The sequence below is a fragment of the Qipengyuania xiapuensis genome, assembly GCF_019711395.1.
GTDB classification, from domain to species: Bacteria; Pseudomonadota; Alphaproteobacteria; order Sphingomonadales; family Sphingomonadaceae; genus Qipengyuania; species Qipengyuania xiapuensis.
In genome coordinates this window covers 297,647-314,379 of record NZ_JAIGNL010000002.1, presented here as the reverse complement: position 1 = coordinate 314,379, position 16,733 = coordinate 297,647, and the positions used below count along the sequence as shown (strand labels likewise).

The 16,733-nt window shown below is 64.1% G+C and carries 10 protein-coding genes; 3 read left to right on the top strand and 7 right to left on the bottom strand.

Annotation, left to right across the window (positions count from 1 at the left end; translation table 11 throughout):
- Positions 1-26: 26 nt before the first annotated feature.
- The 7 genes from K3163_RS10795 to K3163_RS10765 form a co-directional block, all read right to left on the bottom strand.
- Entirely contained in the window at positions 27-1,523 is a 1,497-nt protein-coding gene (locus K3163_RS10795; RefSeq protein ID WP_221554218.1) for a tryptophan halogenase family protein, read from the bottom strand.
- A complete protein-coding gene (locus K3163_RS10790) occupies positions 1,520-2,446 on the bottom strand; it encodes an alpha/beta hydrolase (protein WP_221554217.1) in 927 nt (308 codons plus the stop codon). Before K3163_RS10790 ends, K3163_RS10795 begins: the two co-directional genes overlap by 4 nt.
- Entirely contained in the window at positions 2,443-4,479 is a 2,037-nt protein-coding gene (locus K3163_RS10785) for a glycoside hydrolase family 97 protein (protein ID WP_221554216.1), read from the bottom strand. Before K3163_RS10785 ends, K3163_RS10790 begins: the two co-directional genes overlap by 4 nt.
- Positions 4,476-6,077 carry an alpha-amylase family glycosyl hydrolase gene (locus K3163_RS10780; protein ID WP_221554215.1) on the bottom strand — a complete coding sequence of 534 codons (1,602 nt, stop codon included), beginning with the start codon at positions 6,075-6,077 and terminating at the stop codon, positions 4,476-4,478. Before K3163_RS10780 ends, K3163_RS10785 begins: the two co-directional genes overlap by 4 nt.
- Positions 6,074-7,906 (bottom strand): alpha-amylase family glycosyl hydrolase, encoded by a 1,833-nt coding sequence (locus tag K3163_RS10775; RefSeq protein ID WP_247712710.1) that lies wholly within the window; start codon positions 7,904-7,906, stop codon positions 6,074-6,076. Before K3163_RS10775 ends, K3163_RS10780 begins: the two co-directional genes overlap by 4 nt.
- Before the next feature lie 2 nt (positions 7,907-7,908).
- On the bottom strand, positions 7,909-9,414 hold the full coding sequence (locus K3163_RS10770; protein WP_221554214.1) for a tryptophan halogenase family protein: 1,506 nt from the start codon (positions 9,412-9,414) through the stop codon (positions 7,909-7,911).
- Between the two features lie 100 nt (positions 9,415-9,514).
- Positions 9,515-12,298 (bottom strand): TonB-dependent receptor, encoded by a 2,784-nt coding sequence (locus K3163_RS10765; protein ID WP_221554213.1) that lies wholly within the window; start codon positions 12,296-12,298, stop codon positions 9,515-9,517.
- Positions 12,299-12,625: 327 nt separating this feature from the next.
- Here K3163_RS10765 and K3163_RS10760 point away from each other — a divergent pair, with 327 nt between their 5' ends.
- From K3163_RS10760 to K3163_RS10750, 3 genes are all read left to right on the top strand, one after another.
- Positions 12,626-13,660 carry a LacI family DNA-binding transcriptional regulator gene (locus tag K3163_RS10760; protein WP_221554212.1) on the top strand — a complete coding sequence of 345 codons (1,035 nt, stop codon included), beginning with the start codon at positions 12,626-12,628 and terminating at the stop codon, positions 13,658-13,660.
- A gap of 107 nt (positions 13,661-13,767) precedes the next feature.
- Complete coding sequence (locus tag K3163_RS10755) at positions 13,768-15,300, top strand: MFS transporter (RefSeq protein WP_221554211.1); 1,533 nt, start codon at positions 13,768-13,770, stop codon at positions 15,298-15,300.
- On the top strand, positions 15,293-16,696 hold the full coding sequence (locus K3163_RS10750; RefSeq protein ID WP_221554210.1) for an alpha-amylase family glycosyl hydrolase: 1,404 nt from the start codon (positions 15,293-15,295) through the stop codon (positions 16,694-16,696). The genes K3163_RS10755 and K3163_RS10750 overlap by 8 nt, the downstream gene beginning before the upstream one ends.
- Positions 16,697-16,733 lie beyond the last annotated feature (37 nt).

Sequence of the window (16,733 nt, the reverse complement as noted above, 5' to 3'; positions counted from 1 at the left end):
GGAGCGATCCTGTCGCCCCTTTCGTATCAAACGGGTTCGTAGGGCGGGAAATTGCCTGCGCATGCTGCCAGCATCCTTCGCGTCCCCTCGATATCGGCGGCCTCGACACCCTGCGGCAGGGGCTGGAGCTTCTCGCCAGGCGGGAAGCAGCCGTAGCCTGCAAACAGGCAATGCCAGCTCATCGGCGAATAGGCGGGCTGTTCGCCGTTGGCGGCGCGGTTCGCCTCGGCGATGTCCTTGTGCGTGAACCAGGCGGTCATCATCGCCTTGAGGCCGTCCGGCAGGGTGTCGTTCGCCGCATTTTCTCGCCAGTAGTCGCTGTCGGTGCGCCGGTTCATGCGGTAGTGCGCGACGATGTAATCGCGGATCCCGTCGTAACGCGCGGCAATCCGGCGATTGAACGTGTCGCGGTGCTGCGCGGTAAAGCCGCCCGCCTCGTACGCCTTGGCGAAATCGAGCGCGGTATAGATCACGATGTGGAGCGCGGTGGCCTCGAGCGGTTCGATGAAACCCTGCGACAGCCCTGCGGCGAGGCAGTTGCGTGTCCAGCTGTCTTCCACGCGCCCGACCTTCATTGAAAGGAAGCGAGCGTCGGTATCGCTGTCCTCCATGCCGATAGCGGCGCGTAACTCGGCCTCCGCCTCCTCGTCCGAGATGTGGCGCGAGGAATAGACATAGCCATTGCCCACTCGCGTGGTGAGAGGGATCGACCAGCGCCAGCCGGCTCGCATGGCGATCGCATCGGTTTGCGGGCGCGGCGGTTCGCGGTGCGGTGTCGGCATGACCACGGCGCGGTCATTGAACAGGTTCTCGCCGAAGGAGATGAAGCGCACGCCGAGCTTCTTCTGGGCGAGGATCGAGGCGAAGCCCGAGCAATCGACGAACAGATCGCCCTCGACGCGCTCGCCGCCCTCGCACAAGAGCGCTGCGATGTCGCCGTCCTGCGCCAGTTCCACGTCTTCGACCTTGAGCGGGCGATGCTCGACACCGCGTGGCACTGCCCATTCGCGCAGGAAGCCGCCGAGCTTGTGGGCATCGAAATGATAGCCGTAGCTGGGCGGGAAAGGGAAATTCTCGCCCGAATGCGGCGACTTTCGGCCATCCGCGAGGACGCTTGCCAGGAACCAGTCGTCGGGATGGGCAGGCACGTCGCCGCCTCGCCTGCGCAGTGCGCAATTATGCGTGAATCCGGGTTCGCTGTGGAGGTCGATCGGGCCGGGGAAGGGGTGGAAGTAGCTTTCGCAGCCTTCCGCCTCGCTCCAGCCTGAAAAGCGGATGCCAAGCTTGTAGGTGGCATCGCAGGCATCCATCCATTCGCCTTCCTCGATGCCGAGGTGGTCGAAGAATGCCTTGAGCTGCGGAGTCGATCCTTCGCCCACGCCGATGATGCCGATCGCGGGGCTCTCGACGACCGTGACTTTGCCGCCGCGCGCGCCCCATTCCTTGTGCAGCAGGCAGGCGGTGATCCAGCCTGCGCTTCCGCCGCCAAGGACGACCACGTGGGGAGGGCTGGTTTCGCTCATTCGTCGCGCCAGAGCCAGCGGAGGACTTCGGGCATGCGGCGGCTCCAGGCGATCTCGTCATGCTCCGCGCCTTCGTAGACGCGTGCGGTGAAATCTTCGCCTTCCTGCCAGCCGAGGCGGCGGAAATCCGCCGCGACCGCCTCTTGCCAGGGTGCGTAATAGCCATCGAGCCCCACGGTGCCGTGATCCATCCAAACGCGGCGACCGTCGGGCGCGCCGAGTTTGGCCGTCAGGTATTCGTCCCACAGCCGCTCGACTTGCGCAGCGTCCCCATCGACGATCTCGGGCGCGACGAGTGCGAAATGCGCGCTGATGCAGCCAGCCCTGTCGAAGACATCGGGCCGCTCGATGATGGCGAAACAGCTCATCACGCCGCCCATGCTCGCGCCCGCTATGGTGCGCGCTTCGGGGTCGGCAATGGTCCGGTATTGACTGTCGATCCGCGTGGTGAGATCGTCGGCTACCCAGTCCAGCTGACGCTGCGAGGCGACGGGACCGCCCGCCATTTCTGCGACGTTATCGGCGATCTTGCCGTCAGCATCCCCGACGAACTGCGGGACGTAGACCCGGTACCGGTCCATGCCGTCGGGCGACCAGATGCCGACGACGATGTGCGGTTCCGCCTCACCTGCCGCGACGAGGTCCTTCATCACGTCCTGGATCATCCAGGCCTTGCCGTAATGCGTCTGCGCGGGATCGAGAAGGTTCTGGCCATCCCACATGTAGAGAACGGGGAAGCGGCGCTCCGCATCTTCCTCGTACTCGGGCGGCAGCCAGACGGTTACCCTCTGGTCGGGCAGGCCTTCGGCCGCGATTTCCTCGAGTTCGATCGTCTGCGAATGCCCCGCCGGGGTCGGGAGTAGCTCGACGTCGCAGGACGCCAGTGTGACCCCCATCAGGACGATGGCGAACGCGCGGATCACCCCTGCGGCACGAATTCGATCGCGAAGCCGCCTGCAGGCGCAATCCGCAGGTCGAGCGTCTGGTCGGAGGTGACCGTCCGGCTCTCGACTTCCATCGCGTGGCGATCCTCGCCCTGACCGTCGGCATTGGCCCCGTCGCGCCAGATGGTGGCGGCATAGCTCTTGCCCGGATCGAGGAAGGACAGCGGCACGCTCACATTGCGCTCGGCCTCGTCGGTGACAGCGCCGACATACCAGTTGAGCGTATTGCGATCGCGGCGGGCGATGACGGCGTACTCGCCCACCTTGCCGTCAACCAGCATGCTTTCGGCCCAGTCGGCCGGCACGCGCTTCACGAAGTCGAGCGCGCGCGGATATTTGACGAGGTTTTCCGGCAGGTCGGCGACCATCTGGATCGGCGAATAGATCGTCACGTAGAACGCGAGCTGCCTTGCAAGCGTGCTCGGCAGGTCGGGGGCGGTCGCACCGCGTCCCTCGAGCGAGAAGACGCCCGGCGTATAGTCCATCGGGCCCGACAGCAGGCGCGTGAAGATCAGTTCGGGAACGTGACCCGGATCGTTCTTCGGCACCGCCCAGGCGTCGTATTCCGCACCGCGCGCGCCCTCGCGGCTGACCCAGTTGGGATAGGTGCGGCGAAGGCCCGTGTCCTTGATCGGCTCGTGCGGGTTCATCGCGATCTGGTGCTCGGCGGCCTCCTTGACGACCTTGAGGTGGTGGCGGACCATTTCCTGCCCGTCGTGCCACACGAAGGTCTCGCCCATGCCGCCTTCGCCATAGGGCGCTATCACGCCGCCTGCATCGGCGACATAGCCGCTCTTGACCGCATCGATGCCGAGCGACTGGTAGAATGCCATCGCGTCTTCGAGCTGTTCCTCGTAGACCTTGATATTGCCGCCTGTCTCGTGGTGGCCGATGATCTTCACGCCCTTTTCCTCGGCGTAGCGGGCCAATTCGGCGATATCGAAATCGGGATAGGCCTCGGTGAAGCTGAACTCGCGGCCATTGCCGAACCAGTTGCCGTCCCAGCCGACATTCCAGCCTTCGATCAGCACGCCGCGGAAACCGTGTTCTGCAGCGAAATCGATGTATTTCTTGGCGTTTTCGGTGGTCGCGCCGTGCTTCTCGCCGCTCGCCCAGCTCTCGATATCGAGATGCATGCCCCACCAGATGCCGATGTATTTGTGCGGCGTGAACCAGCTGACATCGCCGAGCTTGTTCGGCTCGTTGAGGTTGAGGATGATGTCGCTCTCGAACAGGCCCTTGGCGTTCGAGCTGATCTGGATCGTGCGCCACGGCGTGGTGAAAGCGCCTTCGCGAATGACCTTGGGTCCGCGCGGGCTCGGCGCGAGCTGGGCACGCAGGCGCGTGCCGTCGACCCGGCGCAGCCACATGCCCGCATAGTCCACCAGCGCCGCCTCGTGGAACGAGAGGTGCGTGCCGTTGGCCAGCACCATGGTGACCGGCGTGTGCACGGTCGACAGGGCGCTGATCGGGGTCTTGGCGTAGAGATATTCGTAGCGGTTCCAGTCACCCGCCGGGATCGACCAGGCGGTGCCGTCGCCGGCGATGTTGAACTCGGTCAGCTCGTCCGAAATTCTGTAAACCGGCTGTTCGACGCTGTCGGGAAACTCGGTGCGGAAACCGATCCCGTCGTCGAAAACGCGCATGCGCACGGTGATCTGGCGCGGAGTGTCGTCCTTCTCGCGGAAGGTGACGGTAAGCTCGTTATGGCTGTCGATGACCCACTGCTGCTCGCCCCAGGGCTGTTCCCAGGTGCTGTTGCTCGCCTGCTCGCGGAAGCCGACGACCTCGAAGTTGCGGCGCATCGGATCGGCATCGGTAAAGCTGAAGCCGAGGTTCGACTTGGCGATGATCGGCACGCCGTCGCGGGTGACCTCGTAATAGGGAATGCCTTCGCCATCCGCGTCGACGGTCACCTTGATCCGGCCATCGGGCGAGGAGACGGTCTCGGCCTGCGCTGCCGTTGCGAGCGGGAGGAGGGCGGCGCCCAGGAAAAGAGCAAGGCGGTTCATGCGGAGATCTCCGTTATGATGGCGGCATGGGCCGGCAATTCGCTTTGGCTCGCGCCATTGATAGCCATCAAGACGCGGCCTTGGCAATTATCGAGCGAAACCGGCTTTGAGCCGAGGTTGAAGCGGCATTCGAGCCGCTGTCCGTCGGTCTCGCGCGAGAATACCAGCAGGTCGCCTTCGTGATCGCAGGAGGCCACACGGCCATGGTGCAGCGCCGGGTTGGCCTTGCGCAGGGCGATCGCATCGCGGGTGAAGTTCAGGAGCGAATTCTTGTCCTTGCGCTGCGCCTCGACCGGGCGGGAGCGGTTTTCCTCGCCAAGCGGCAGCCACGGCGTGGTGCTGCCGAAACCGGCGCAGGCGCTGTCGTTCCACGGCATGGGCGTGCGCGCGCCGTCGCGGCTGAGAGTGAGCGGCCAGTTGGCGATCGCTTCGGGATCGTGAAGCTGGTCGAAGGGGATATCGACCTGCGTCAGGCCCAGTTCCTCGCCGTAATAGAAGATCGCATTCCCGCGCAGGCTGACGAGCAGCAACGCCTTCAGGCGAGCGAATGCATCGCGCTCGTGCGGTTCGCACCAGCGGCTGAGGGCACGCGGCGCATCGTGGTTCTCGAATGCCCAGCTCGGCCAGCCGAGCCCGTCTTCGTCGGGCCATTCGGCGAGCGAGCCGCAGACAAGCTCGGGCGTCAGCGCATCGGCGTAAAGGAAGTTGAAGCTGTAGGCCGAATTGAGGTGCGTCTCGCCATCGGTGAACAGCCGCATCTCGCGCACGGCATCGTCCCCGCCGACCTCGGCCACGGTGAAGATACCGTCGAACTCGTCGGTCAGCGAACGGATGCGCTCGATGAACTCGGGAATGTCCGGATGGCTCTGGTTGTACTTCTTGATCTGGAAATCGAACGGCCGCGTGCGCGCCTTGCCATTGGCGGGCGCGGACGGATTGTCGCGCAGTTGCGGGTCGTGCATCGCGAAATTGAGCGCATCGATGCGGAAGCCGTCGACGCCGCGCTCGAGCCAGAAACGCATCACGCCGAGCACGGCGTCCTGCACCTCGCGGTTGTGCAGGTTCAGCTGCGGCTGCGAGCTCAGGAAGTTGTGCAGGTAGTACTGGCCGCGGCGTGCGTCCCAGGTCCATGCCGGACCGCCGAAGACCGATTGCCAGTTCGACGGCGGCGACCCGTCCGGCTTGGCATCCGCCCAGACATACCAGTCCGCCTTGGGATTATCGCGGCTGGAGCGGCTTTCTGCGAACCACTCATGCTCGTCCGAGGTATGCGAATAGACCTGGTCGATCAGGACCTTGAGGCCGAGCTCGTGAGAGCGCGTGACCATCGCGTCGAAATCGTCGAGATCGCCGAAGATCGGATCGACCGCGGCATAGTCCGAGACGTCGTAGCCGAAGTCCTTCATCGGCGACTTGAAGAAAGGCGAGACCCAGATCGCGTCGATCCCGAGCTCCGCGATATGCGGCAGGCGCTCGGTGATGCCGGGCAGGTCGCCGATGCCGTCACCGTTGGAATCGCGGAAGCTGCGCGGATAGATCTGGTAGATCGTCGCGCCCTTCCACCAGGGGAGGCCGGAGGTTTCGCCAGCCGAGCTCATTCGGCGCGCTCCGACACGCGGCACACCGCCCAACCGAAGGCGGGGAGGGTGAAGGCCGCACTACCCGGTGCGCTCACTGCGGCAGGGCAGGTGCCCGAAAGTGTTTCGATAATGCGGGCATCGTAGCCAAGCGTCACATTCGCGCTTTGCGTTTCGCCGCTCGTGTTGAAGACGAGAAGGTACTCGCGCCCGTCCTCCGGATCGAAGCGGCTGGCGGCGAAAATGCCGGCTTCCTGCCCGTAGTGGCGCACCACCTGGCGGCCGCGGCTTAGCGCGTCATGCGTGCGGCGAACCTCGGAAAGCTCGGCGATCAGACGGTAGAGCGGGTGGCGGCGATCGAAATTGCTGACTGCCGTGGTCGCATCGGTGCCGATCAGCGTGTTGTCATTATAGCTGTCGGTGCGGCTGGGGAACATGTCCTCGCGCGCTGCCTGGTCGTTGCCGTCGCCCACGAAGCCTTGTTCTGCACCGTAGTAGATCACCGGCGAACCGCGCAGCGTCATCAGCATGGCGTGGGCAAGCTTGGTGCGGGCCAGCATCTCGTCGGTGGAGATATCCGCGTTGTCCCACCGGAGCATGGTGGTGAAGCGGCCCATGTCGTGATTGCCGAGGAAAGTCGGCATACTGAGTGCGGCTTCCTCGCCGCCTTCATAGAGCACGTCGCCGTCGAACAGCTCGTTGAGGATGTAGGTCCCCTTGCCCATGCTCACAGTCTCGCGGATGCCCTGCTGGAAGGCGAAGTCGAGCACGGCGGGGAAGCCGTCGCGGCGGGTGTATTGCGCGATGTAGCCGTTGTCGTGATCGTCGCGGTAAACCTCGCCGAAGATGTGGAAATTGGGGATGCCCGCGGCCTTGGCCGTCTCGAGCATGGCGGGGACGAACTCCTGCCAGAACTCGGGGTTCACGTGGCGCGCGGTGTCGACGCGGAAACCGTCGATGCCGGTGTCGCGGATCCAGCCGGCGTAGATGTCGATCATGCCTTCGACCACGCGCGGGTGCTCGGTGAACAGATCGTCGAGGCCCACGAAATCACCCTGCCGGCTGCTTTCGCCGGTGAAGGTCGTGTCGCCGCGGTTGTGATAGTAGATCGGATCGTTGAGCCAGGCGGGGACCTTCACTTGCCTTTCCGCAGCCGGGACGACCGGCGTATAGGCGTAGGAAGGATCGGTCAGCCTGGCGAAGTTTGCTTCGCTGCGGTCCTCGTCGCCTGCGAAGCCTTCGTTGATCGCGGGGCCGTCGATCCCGCCCTTGCGCGAATAGGGAAAATCGCCCTTGCTGCGGTAGGCGTAACCGGTCTCGTCGCCTTCAGCATAGCGGATGACGTCCGCGGTGTGGTTGGTAATGATGTCCATATAGACCTTCATCCCGCGGCCGTGCGCCGCATCCACGAATGCCTTGAATTCCGCGCGGCTGCCGAAGTGGCCGTCGGGGCGGGTGAAATCGGTCACCCAGTAACCGTGATAGCCGGCGCTTTCATTGCCCTCGGGTCCCTGCACCGGCTTGTTCTGAAAGATCGGCGCGAACCAGATCGCGGTGACGCCAAGCCCCTCGAGATAGTCGAGCCGCTGGGTGAGGCCGGCAAGGTCGCCGCCATGGAAGAAGCCCTTGTGCGTGGGGTCGAAGCCATGATCGAGCGGGCCGCCGGTGAAGTCGCCGAGGTCGTTCGACGTGTCGCCATTCTCGAAGCGGTCGGGCAGCACGAAATAGACGATTTCTTCCGAGGGTGCGCGATCGCGAAAGCTCGTGTCGGCAGGCGCTGCAGGCGCGGGGCTTTGCGCATGGGCACAGGCGGAAGCGGCAAGCGCGATCAGGGGAAGGGCAGCTTTCAGTTTCACGCGACTTTCTCCTTACGCGCGGCTTGCGACACCAGCTTGCCGAGCACTTCGACGTGCTGCGGCATGGCATTCGCGGCGCGAACCATCTGTTCTTCGGTCGAGGCCAGCAGGCCGACGAGTTCGTTTTCGGGCATGGCGTCGGCCAGCGGATTGTAGCTATCCGCCTCGACGCCCTGTCCGGCGAGGACTTGGAACCAGGCGACCTCGGTGAAGAGCTCTTCATGCTCGCGGTGGATGTGGCCACCCGCTCGCCATTGCTCGATCTTGGCACTCAGCGTTTCGGGCAGGTCGAGCGCGCGCATTGCGTCCCAGAAGGGCTGACCCTCGCGCCCGTTCGCCCAGTAGTGCAGGACGAGGAAATCGCGGATGCGGGTCCATTCGAAATCGGCCTGCGCGTTGAAATGGTCGACCAGCGCCGGATCGGGGCGTCCTGAAGGCAGCAGCTGGAGCACACGCGCAAGCGCGCTCTGAACGAGGTGAATGCTGGTCGACTCCAGCGGTTCCATGAAACCTGCGGCAAGGCCCAGCGCGACGCAGTTGCCGACCCATTGGCGGCGGCGCTTGCCGGTGGTGAACTTGAGGACGCGCGGAGTGCCGTCCGCCTCGCCATCGAGATTGGCGAGCAGCGTTTCGGCGGCCTTGTCTTCGGAGATATGCGCGCTCGAGAACACGTAGCCATTGCCGATGCGGTGCTGCAGCGGGATGCGCCACTGCCAGCCCGCCTCGCGCGCGATCGAGCGGGTGTAAGGCGTAAAATCGCCGCCGCCCGAACAGGGCACTGCGACAGCACGGTCGCAGGGTAGAAGGTGCGACCAGTCGTCGAAGCCCGCTTCCATCGCACCCTCTATCAGGAGGCCACGGAAGCCGGTGCAATCGATGAAGAGGTCGCCCTCGATACGGCGATCGCCATCGAGGGTGAGGGCAGCGATATCGCCGGTCTCGCCATTGCGCTCGACGCTTTCGATGAGACCTTCGGTGCGCGTGACGCCGCGCGCCTCGGCGAAGCGGCGCAGGAATGCGGCGTAGAGGCCGGCGTCGAAGTGATAGGCATAGGGTAGCTCGGGGCCGCCGGGAGCGGGCATGCGAAGGGCGCGCGCCGCGATCTCGTTCAGCGAATAATGTGCAAGCGGGCGCGCATGGCCAAGCTTCCTGGCGCGCAGCCAGTGCTGGTGGAAGGGTAGGAGCCCTGCGCCGCGGCCGACCTGGCCGAAGGCATGCATGTAACTATGGCCGTCGCCCATCCATCCGTCGAAGGCGATGCCGAGCTTGAAGCTGCCCTTGGTCTCGCGGAGGAATTCGGCCTCGTCGATGCCGAGGGCCTGGTTGAAGTGGCGGATTTGCGGGATCGTGGCTTCGCCGACGCCGACGGTGCCGATTGTCTCGCTCTCGACCAGCTCGATTTCGAAATGCGCCGGTGAGAAGCGAGCGAGCAAGGATGCTGCCATCCAGCCGGCGGTTCCGCCTCCGGCAATGACAATCTTGAAGGGGTCTTGCTCGCTCACGTCATCACCTCACCACCCTGATAGGCGGTTCGAGTAAGCCGGAAGTGCTGATGTTCCAAGGGTGGCCGGGCGCAGCAAGCCGCACCCGGCCGGGAGGAAATCAGAACTTGTAGGTGAACCCTGCCAGGAAACGGCGGCCGTATTCCTGGTAGTCGATCACAGCGCGCGGCTCGGGCACGTTGAACTGCGACACGAACGGTGCGTTCGTGAGGTTCTGTCCCTGCACGTAGACCGAAAGGCCTTCGAGGGCGCTGCCCGGCTGGAACTCGTAACCGATCTGCGCATCGACGATCGTCTCTGCACGGGCCAGGCGGCGCGTGGGCGATCCGCCGAAGCCGGTGAAGTCGGCAAGGAATTCCGAACGGTAGCGCACGCTGCCGCGGGCGCTGAAGCCGTTGAGGTCATAGTAGACCGTGCCGTTGGCGACCCATTCCGAGTAACCCGGGATCTGGTCGATGTCGCCATTGGCGTTCTCGACCTTTGTCTTGGTGTAGCCGGCACCGCCGGTCACACCGAAGCCGGTGAGCGCCTCGGTGAAGACGTCGAACGGGATCGTCGCCGACAGTTCCGCACCGTAGAAGTCGCCGCCGCCGGTGTTCACCTCGGAGTCGAGGAAGCCGATGGTGGTGGCAGGCGTCTGGCCGGCTGGGACCGGGAACGGAGCGTAGTCGAACACGACGCGCGAACCGTCGATGTAGCTCACGAGGTCCTTGTAGAAGACCTGCGCGGCGATCACGCCTGCACCGCCGGCGAAGTACTTCTCGACGTTGAAGTCGATTGCGTTCGCACGATAAGGGCGAAGCAGCGGGTTACCGCCACCGCCGCTGATGAACGGTGCGAGGCCGGTCGGGCTGTCAGCCACGTTGTTGTTGATGCCGTAGCCGATGGCGACACGAAGATCGTCGAGCTGCGGGCGCTGGATCTGGCGGCTTGCAGCGAGGCGGATCACCCAGCCGCTGTCGAAACGCAGCGAGAGGTTGGCGCTCGGCAGGATGTCCCAGAAGTTGTCGCCCAGCGAGAGGTCGACGCGGTCCTGCGAACCGTCACCGTCGAGATCGACGAAGGCGAGGCCGGTCGAGTTCTGCTCGGTGTTGATCGCCTGGACACCGAAGTTACCGGTGATCTCGCCACCGCCGATGTCCTGCTGGACGTCGAACTGCAGGTAGGCGGTCATCAGCTTCTCGGTGATGCCGTATGCCTTGGCCGGGATATCGTTCGAGGTGTTCGGATCGAGGATCAGCGTGCCGTCCGCGATCAGCTCTCGAACGTCGTAGCTGACGATCGGGCCGAGGCCGAGATAGCCAAGGTCGGTCGAACGAAGCAGCGCGCCCGAGGGGATCGTCACTTCGGTCGCACCGCCAGCCGGCGAGACGAAGAATTCGTCCGGGGTCAGGCTCTTGGCACGATCGGTGTAGCTCAGGCCGAAGTTCACCTTGGAGATGAAGCTGTCGACTTCCTTGGCGACGCCGAGGCGATACTGGAACAGCTCGTCGTCGATGATGCGGTTGTTGTAGTAACCGGCCTGGACGCGGCTGCCACCCCAGCCGAGCGGGTCGGTCAGGACGATCAGCGTGGGATCGGAATAGTCGAGCGTCGGGCTGAAGCTGGTGCCCTGCGTGTTCGAAATGAAGCCGATTGTATCGGTTGCGCCGACGCCGGCGTTGTAACCGGTGCCCGAGTAGCTTTCGATGCTCAGCTCTTCGCGATCGGTGCGCGAGTAACCGAAGTCGAGAAATGCGCTCCAGCCGTCATCGCCTTCATAGTCGACGTTGAAGCCGCCCGAGTAGAGGTCTGCCTTGCGCTGGAAGACGTCGTTGCGGACCACGCCTTCGACATTCTCGAAGGTACCGGCTTCGGCGAAGCCGCCGAAGGGACCGTCAACCACGGTTGCGGTCGAGGGATCGAAGGTGGTGCCGAAGGCGCCGAAGCCGAGCGGAAGCTCGATGCCGCGCTTCGACTGGTCATCGTCGAAGTTCGAGTAGAAGCCGTCGAGCGTCAGCATGACGTTCGGGCTTGCCTGGTACTGCAGCGTACCGTTCACGCCGAAGCGCTGGAGCTGGGTCGAGGTGACGAAGCTCTTGTTGCCGCCGATCACGAACGGATTGCCCGGCGTACCGTCGCCGGCATAGCCCCAGGCGTTGAATTCCTGCAGCTGGTAGGGTTCGTCGGTGTAGGCTGCCGAAAGGGCGAGACCCACGGTGTCGTCGGCGAACTGGTCGACATAGGTGCCGTTCACGCGGTAGCCGAATTCTTCCGAACCCGCGTTGAGCGCGCCGAGGTCGGCGTAGCTGCCCTTGGCACCGATCGCGAGAATGGTCTCGGGTGCTTCGAGCGGACGGATGGTGCGGACGTCGATCGTACCGACAAGACCCTGGCCGATGAGGCTGGCCGACGGGCTCTTGTAGACGACGACCTGGTTGACGACTTCCGAGGGATACTGGTCGAATTCGACGGCGCGGTTGTCGCCGGTCGAGGTCTGCTCGCGGCCGTTCAGAAGCGTCTGCGAGAAGTCGGGGCCGAGGCCGCGGATGGCGATGACGTTGGCGCGGCCGTTGAGGCGCTGCGAGGTCACGCCGGGCAGGCGGGCGATCGATTCACCGATCGAGTCGTCGGGCAGCTTGCCGATGTCTTCGGCGGTCACCGATTCAAGGATCAGGTCGCTGCGACGCTTCTCTGCAACCGAGGTTGCGAGCGATTCGCGGAAACCGCTGACGATGATGACCTGGCTGTCTTCGTCCTCATCGGCGACGGGCTGTCCTTCGCTGACGGTATCGGGCGTTTCGGGCTGGGTCGTTTGCGCGGAGGCGATCGTCGGGAAGCCCCCGGCGAGTGCCAGTGCGACAGCCGACGCGCTGACGCCGGAAAGCTGCTTGCGGAATGCCATGTCTTGTAATCCTCTCCCCTGTGGTCCGTGCCGTGGTTTGGGCAGTCCCGGACCGGAAAATCCTCATGCGAGTCCGGTTTGCGCACCGGTTGCTCTGCGCCCACAAGTATGTCCCGGGATTGTCATACGCATAGACGGCATACGTATACGCACCCTGCGGCCCACGGGCGCTTGGTGCACAAAAACAACAGTGAACGTTCACATTGTGAAAGTTTCGGAAAGCCGCGCTTTTCCGATGCTTTGGCGATCATGCAGGTTTGCTTTGCCACCGGACGCTGCCTAAGGTCGGCCCGTAGGGCCGTGCTGTGCCCACCTGCGGGGAGAGACATGGGACGCAAGCCGACCGGACGGCCCACCAGTTTCGATATTGCCTATGCGGCCGGGGTCTCGCAGCCCACGGTCAGCCGGGCGCTGCGCGGTGACAAGTCGGTCAGCGAAAAGACCCGCGAGAAGATCCGCCAGATTGCGCAGGATCTCAATTACACGGTCGACAAGAATGCCTCTTCGCTGCGCTCGCAGCGGTCCAACACGATTGCGCTGCTGTTCTTCGAAGACCCCACGCCCGACCAGAGCATGATCAATCCCTTCTTCCTCGGGATGCTCGGATCGATCACGCGCGCCTGTGCCAATCGCGGGCTCGACCTGCTGATCTCGTTCCAACAGATGGAGGACGACTGGCACGTTCAGTACCAGGACAGCCACCGCGCCGACGGGCTGATTCTGCTCGGCTACGGCGACTACACGCTCTACCGCGAACGGCTCGACCAGCTCGAGGAGCAGGGCACGCATTTTGCGCGCTGGGGCTCGGTTTCGATGGACAGCAGCGGCGCGACTGTGGGTACTGACAACGTCCAGGCGGGCCGTCTTGCGGGCGAACACCTGATTTCGAAGGGGCGCAAGGGCATCGCCTTCCTCGGTCATGCGGGCGAGCAGTATCCGGAATTTGCCGGGCGGTATTCGGGTCTTTGCGAGGCTTTGAAATCGGCCGGCATCGCGAGCGACAAATCGCTCCAGTATGACGCCATCACGACCGAAGAGGCGGGCTATGCCGCGGCGAAGGCGCTGGTCGAAAGCGGACAGTCCTTCGATGCGGTTTTCGCTGCGAGCGACCTCATCGCCATCGGGGCGATGCGCGCGTTGGCAGAAGCCGGGAAGCGCGTACCCGGCGATGTTGCGGTCGTGGGCTTCGACGATATTCCTGCCGCCTCCCTGACCACGCCGCCTCTCACCACTATCATGCAGGACGTACGCGGTGCGGGCGAGGCGCTGGTCGAAACGCTGTTGGCGCAGGTCGAGGGACGCGACCTGCCGCCGCGCAAACTGCCGGGCAAGCTGATCGTCCGGGGAAGCACCGGGGGCTAGGGGCCCCGCGTATTCGTATACGTAGTGGCCTCGCGCCGGTTCTCGTGCCAGCTTTCGTCGAATTGGAGACCGGGCGAAGACCCGGGTGGGACGAGGAATGGAGAATTATGGACGCGACTTTGCGCGAGAAGCCCCGTCAGGGCTTTGCCGGGCTGTGGAACATCAGCTTCGGCTTTTTCGGCATCCAGATCGGCTTCGCGCTGCAAAATGCGAACATGAGCCGTGTCTTCCAGACGCTCGGCGCGAGCATGGACGACCTGCCCGCACTGTGGGTTGCCGCTCCGCTCACCGGTCTGATCGTGCAGCCCATCATCGGGCACCTTTCCGACAAGACGTGGAACCGCCTCGGCCGGCGCCGTCCATACTTCCTGACCGGTGCGATCTTCGCCGCGCTTTCGCTCTTCGTCATGCCGCTGAGCCCCGCATTTGGCGCTCCGCTTCTCTTCGCAGCGGCGATGCTCTGGGTGCTCGATGCCTCGCTCAATGTCTCGATGGAGCCGTTCCGCGCCTTCGTGGGCGATATGCTCAACACCGACCAGCATAGCGCCGGCTATGCGGTGCAGACCGCCTTTATCGGCGCGGGTGCGGTCGTGGGGTCGATCTTCCCATATTTTCTCGAGCAGATGGGTGTGGCGAACGTCGCGACAGGCGGCGGCATTCCCGACACGGTGAAATACAGCTTCTGGTTCGGCGCATTCGCCCTGTTCACCGCGGTCATGTGGACCATCCTGACAACCAGGGAATTCTCGCCCGAGGAAATGGCGGCATTCGGCGAAGAGGCCGAGGCGGACACCTCGCAGCCGATCCGCGCGCTCGCGGCCAAGAGCCACCGGGATGCAGGCTTCTGGGTCGTGCTCGGCGCGATTGTCGTGCTCGCGGTCCAGTGGCTCGACCTGCAAAAGGAGATGTATCTCCTCGGCGGGCTGCTGGTGGTCTATGGCCTGCTCAGCGCCATCGCGATCTCGATGGCCAAGAAGGGCCAGTCCGCGAACATGCTTTCCAGCATCGTGGGCGATTTTGCGGGCATGCCCGAGGTGATGAAGCGCCTCGCGCTGGTCCAGTTCTTCAGCTGGTCGGCGCTCTTCATCATGTGGATCAACACGACGCCCGTCGTGACCCAGTACGTCTTCGGAAGCACCGACACGGCGAGCGTCGCCTATAACGAGGGCGCGAACTGGGTGAATGTGCTCTTCACCGTCTACAACGGCGTAGCCGCAGTTGCCGCGCTGGCCCTGCTTCCGGTGCTCAGCCGCAAGTTCGGGCAGGTGATGACCCACTCGATCTGCCTGACGCTGGGTGCGGTCGGCTTCCTGATGTTCTTCTTTGTGCGCGATGCGAACACGCTGCTGCTGGCAGAAGTCGGCATCGGGATCGCATGGGCCAGCATCCTTGCCATGCCCTACGCCATCCTCGCCTCGAACCTGCCGCAGGCCAAGCTCGGCATCTACATGGGGCTGTTCAACGTCTTCATCGTCGTGCCGCAGCTGCTTGTGGCGACCGTGATGGGCCAGCTGATGCTGTGGCTGTTCCCGGGCGAACCGGTGTGGACGATGCTGTTCGCCGCCGCTTCCTGGCTCATCGCCGCACTTGCCATGCAGCGCGTGAAGGCAGCCATCCCGCAGGAGAATGTCCATGCGTAAGCTGATTGCTGGCGCTGCAGCGCTTGCCCTTGCAGGCGGTGCCTATGCCATGGGCTCCATGGCGGACGAGCCCGATGCCACCGGCTGGGAATCGCAGAGCAAGGTCACCATCGAACATCCCGAATGGTCGCGCGATGCCGTGCTCTACCAGATCAACACTCGCCACTTCACCGAGGAAGGCACCTTCAAGGCTGCGCAGCAAGAACTGCCGCGTCTGAAGGAGCTTGGCGTCGACATCCTCTGGCTCATGCCGATCCATCCCATCGGCGCAGAGAACCGCAAGGGAACGCTCGGCAGCCCCTATTCGGTGCAGGACTATTACGGCGTGAACCCCGAGTTCGGGACCGAGGAAGAATTCCGCGCCTTCGTGGATGCTGCGCACGCGCAGGGCTTCAAGGTCATCCTCGACCTCGTCGCCAATCACACCGCATGGGACAACGAGCTCGCGAAGAAGAACCCCGATTGGTACGAGAAGGACTGGAAGGGCGATTTCCGTCCGACCCCCTGGTGGGACTGGTCCGACATCATCGACCTCGACTGGTCCAAGCCCGGCGTGCGCGAACATGTCGGCGGTGCGATGGAATACTGGGTCCGCGAATTCGATATCGATGGCTACCGCGCCGATGTCGCGGGTTATGTCCCGCTCGACTTCTGGGAGACCGCGCGAGCACGGCTCGATGCGATCAAACCGGTCTTCATGCTCGGCGAAGTGCAGCAGAGCGGTTTCCACCACGCAGCTTTCGATGCGACCTACGCATGGGACTGGCACAACACGACCAAGAACGTGGCGCATGGCAAGGGCAATGCGACCAGCTTCTACGGCTACTACGCCGAGAACGAGAGCCTGTGGCCGCGCGAGGCCATGCGCATGACCTATATCGAGAACCACGACAGCAATGCGTGGGAAGGCACGATGGAGGAAAACTACGGCGAAGCGCTCGAAGCGATGACCGCGCTTTCCTTCACCGGCGAGGGCCTGCCGCTGATCCACAACGGGATGGAGGCCTGCAACGCCAAGCGGCTCGAGTTCTTCGAGCGCGACCCGATCGACTGGAGCCAGGGCGAGGGCTGCGACTATGGCGAGCTGCTGGCCCGGCTGATCGAATTCCGGAAGGCCAATCCGGCGCTCGAGAACGGGCAGTGGGGCGCGGTCATGCACAAGGTCGAGAATTCCGCGCCCGAGCAGCTCTTCGCATGGGTGAGGCAGGAGGATGGCAACAAGGTGCTGGGCCTGTTCAACATGAGCGGCAAGCCGCTGGGAGCAACCTTCTCGGACGGGCTTCCAGAAGGCGAGTACACTGACTTCGCCACCGGCGAGCCGGTCACCATCGGCGAGGGCCACGAGGTAACGCTCCCCGCGTGGGGTTATCGCCTGCTGAGCAGCGGTTCGCGCTAGGCTTTCCCAAGTGATCGCATACGGTTGCAGGCGGGTG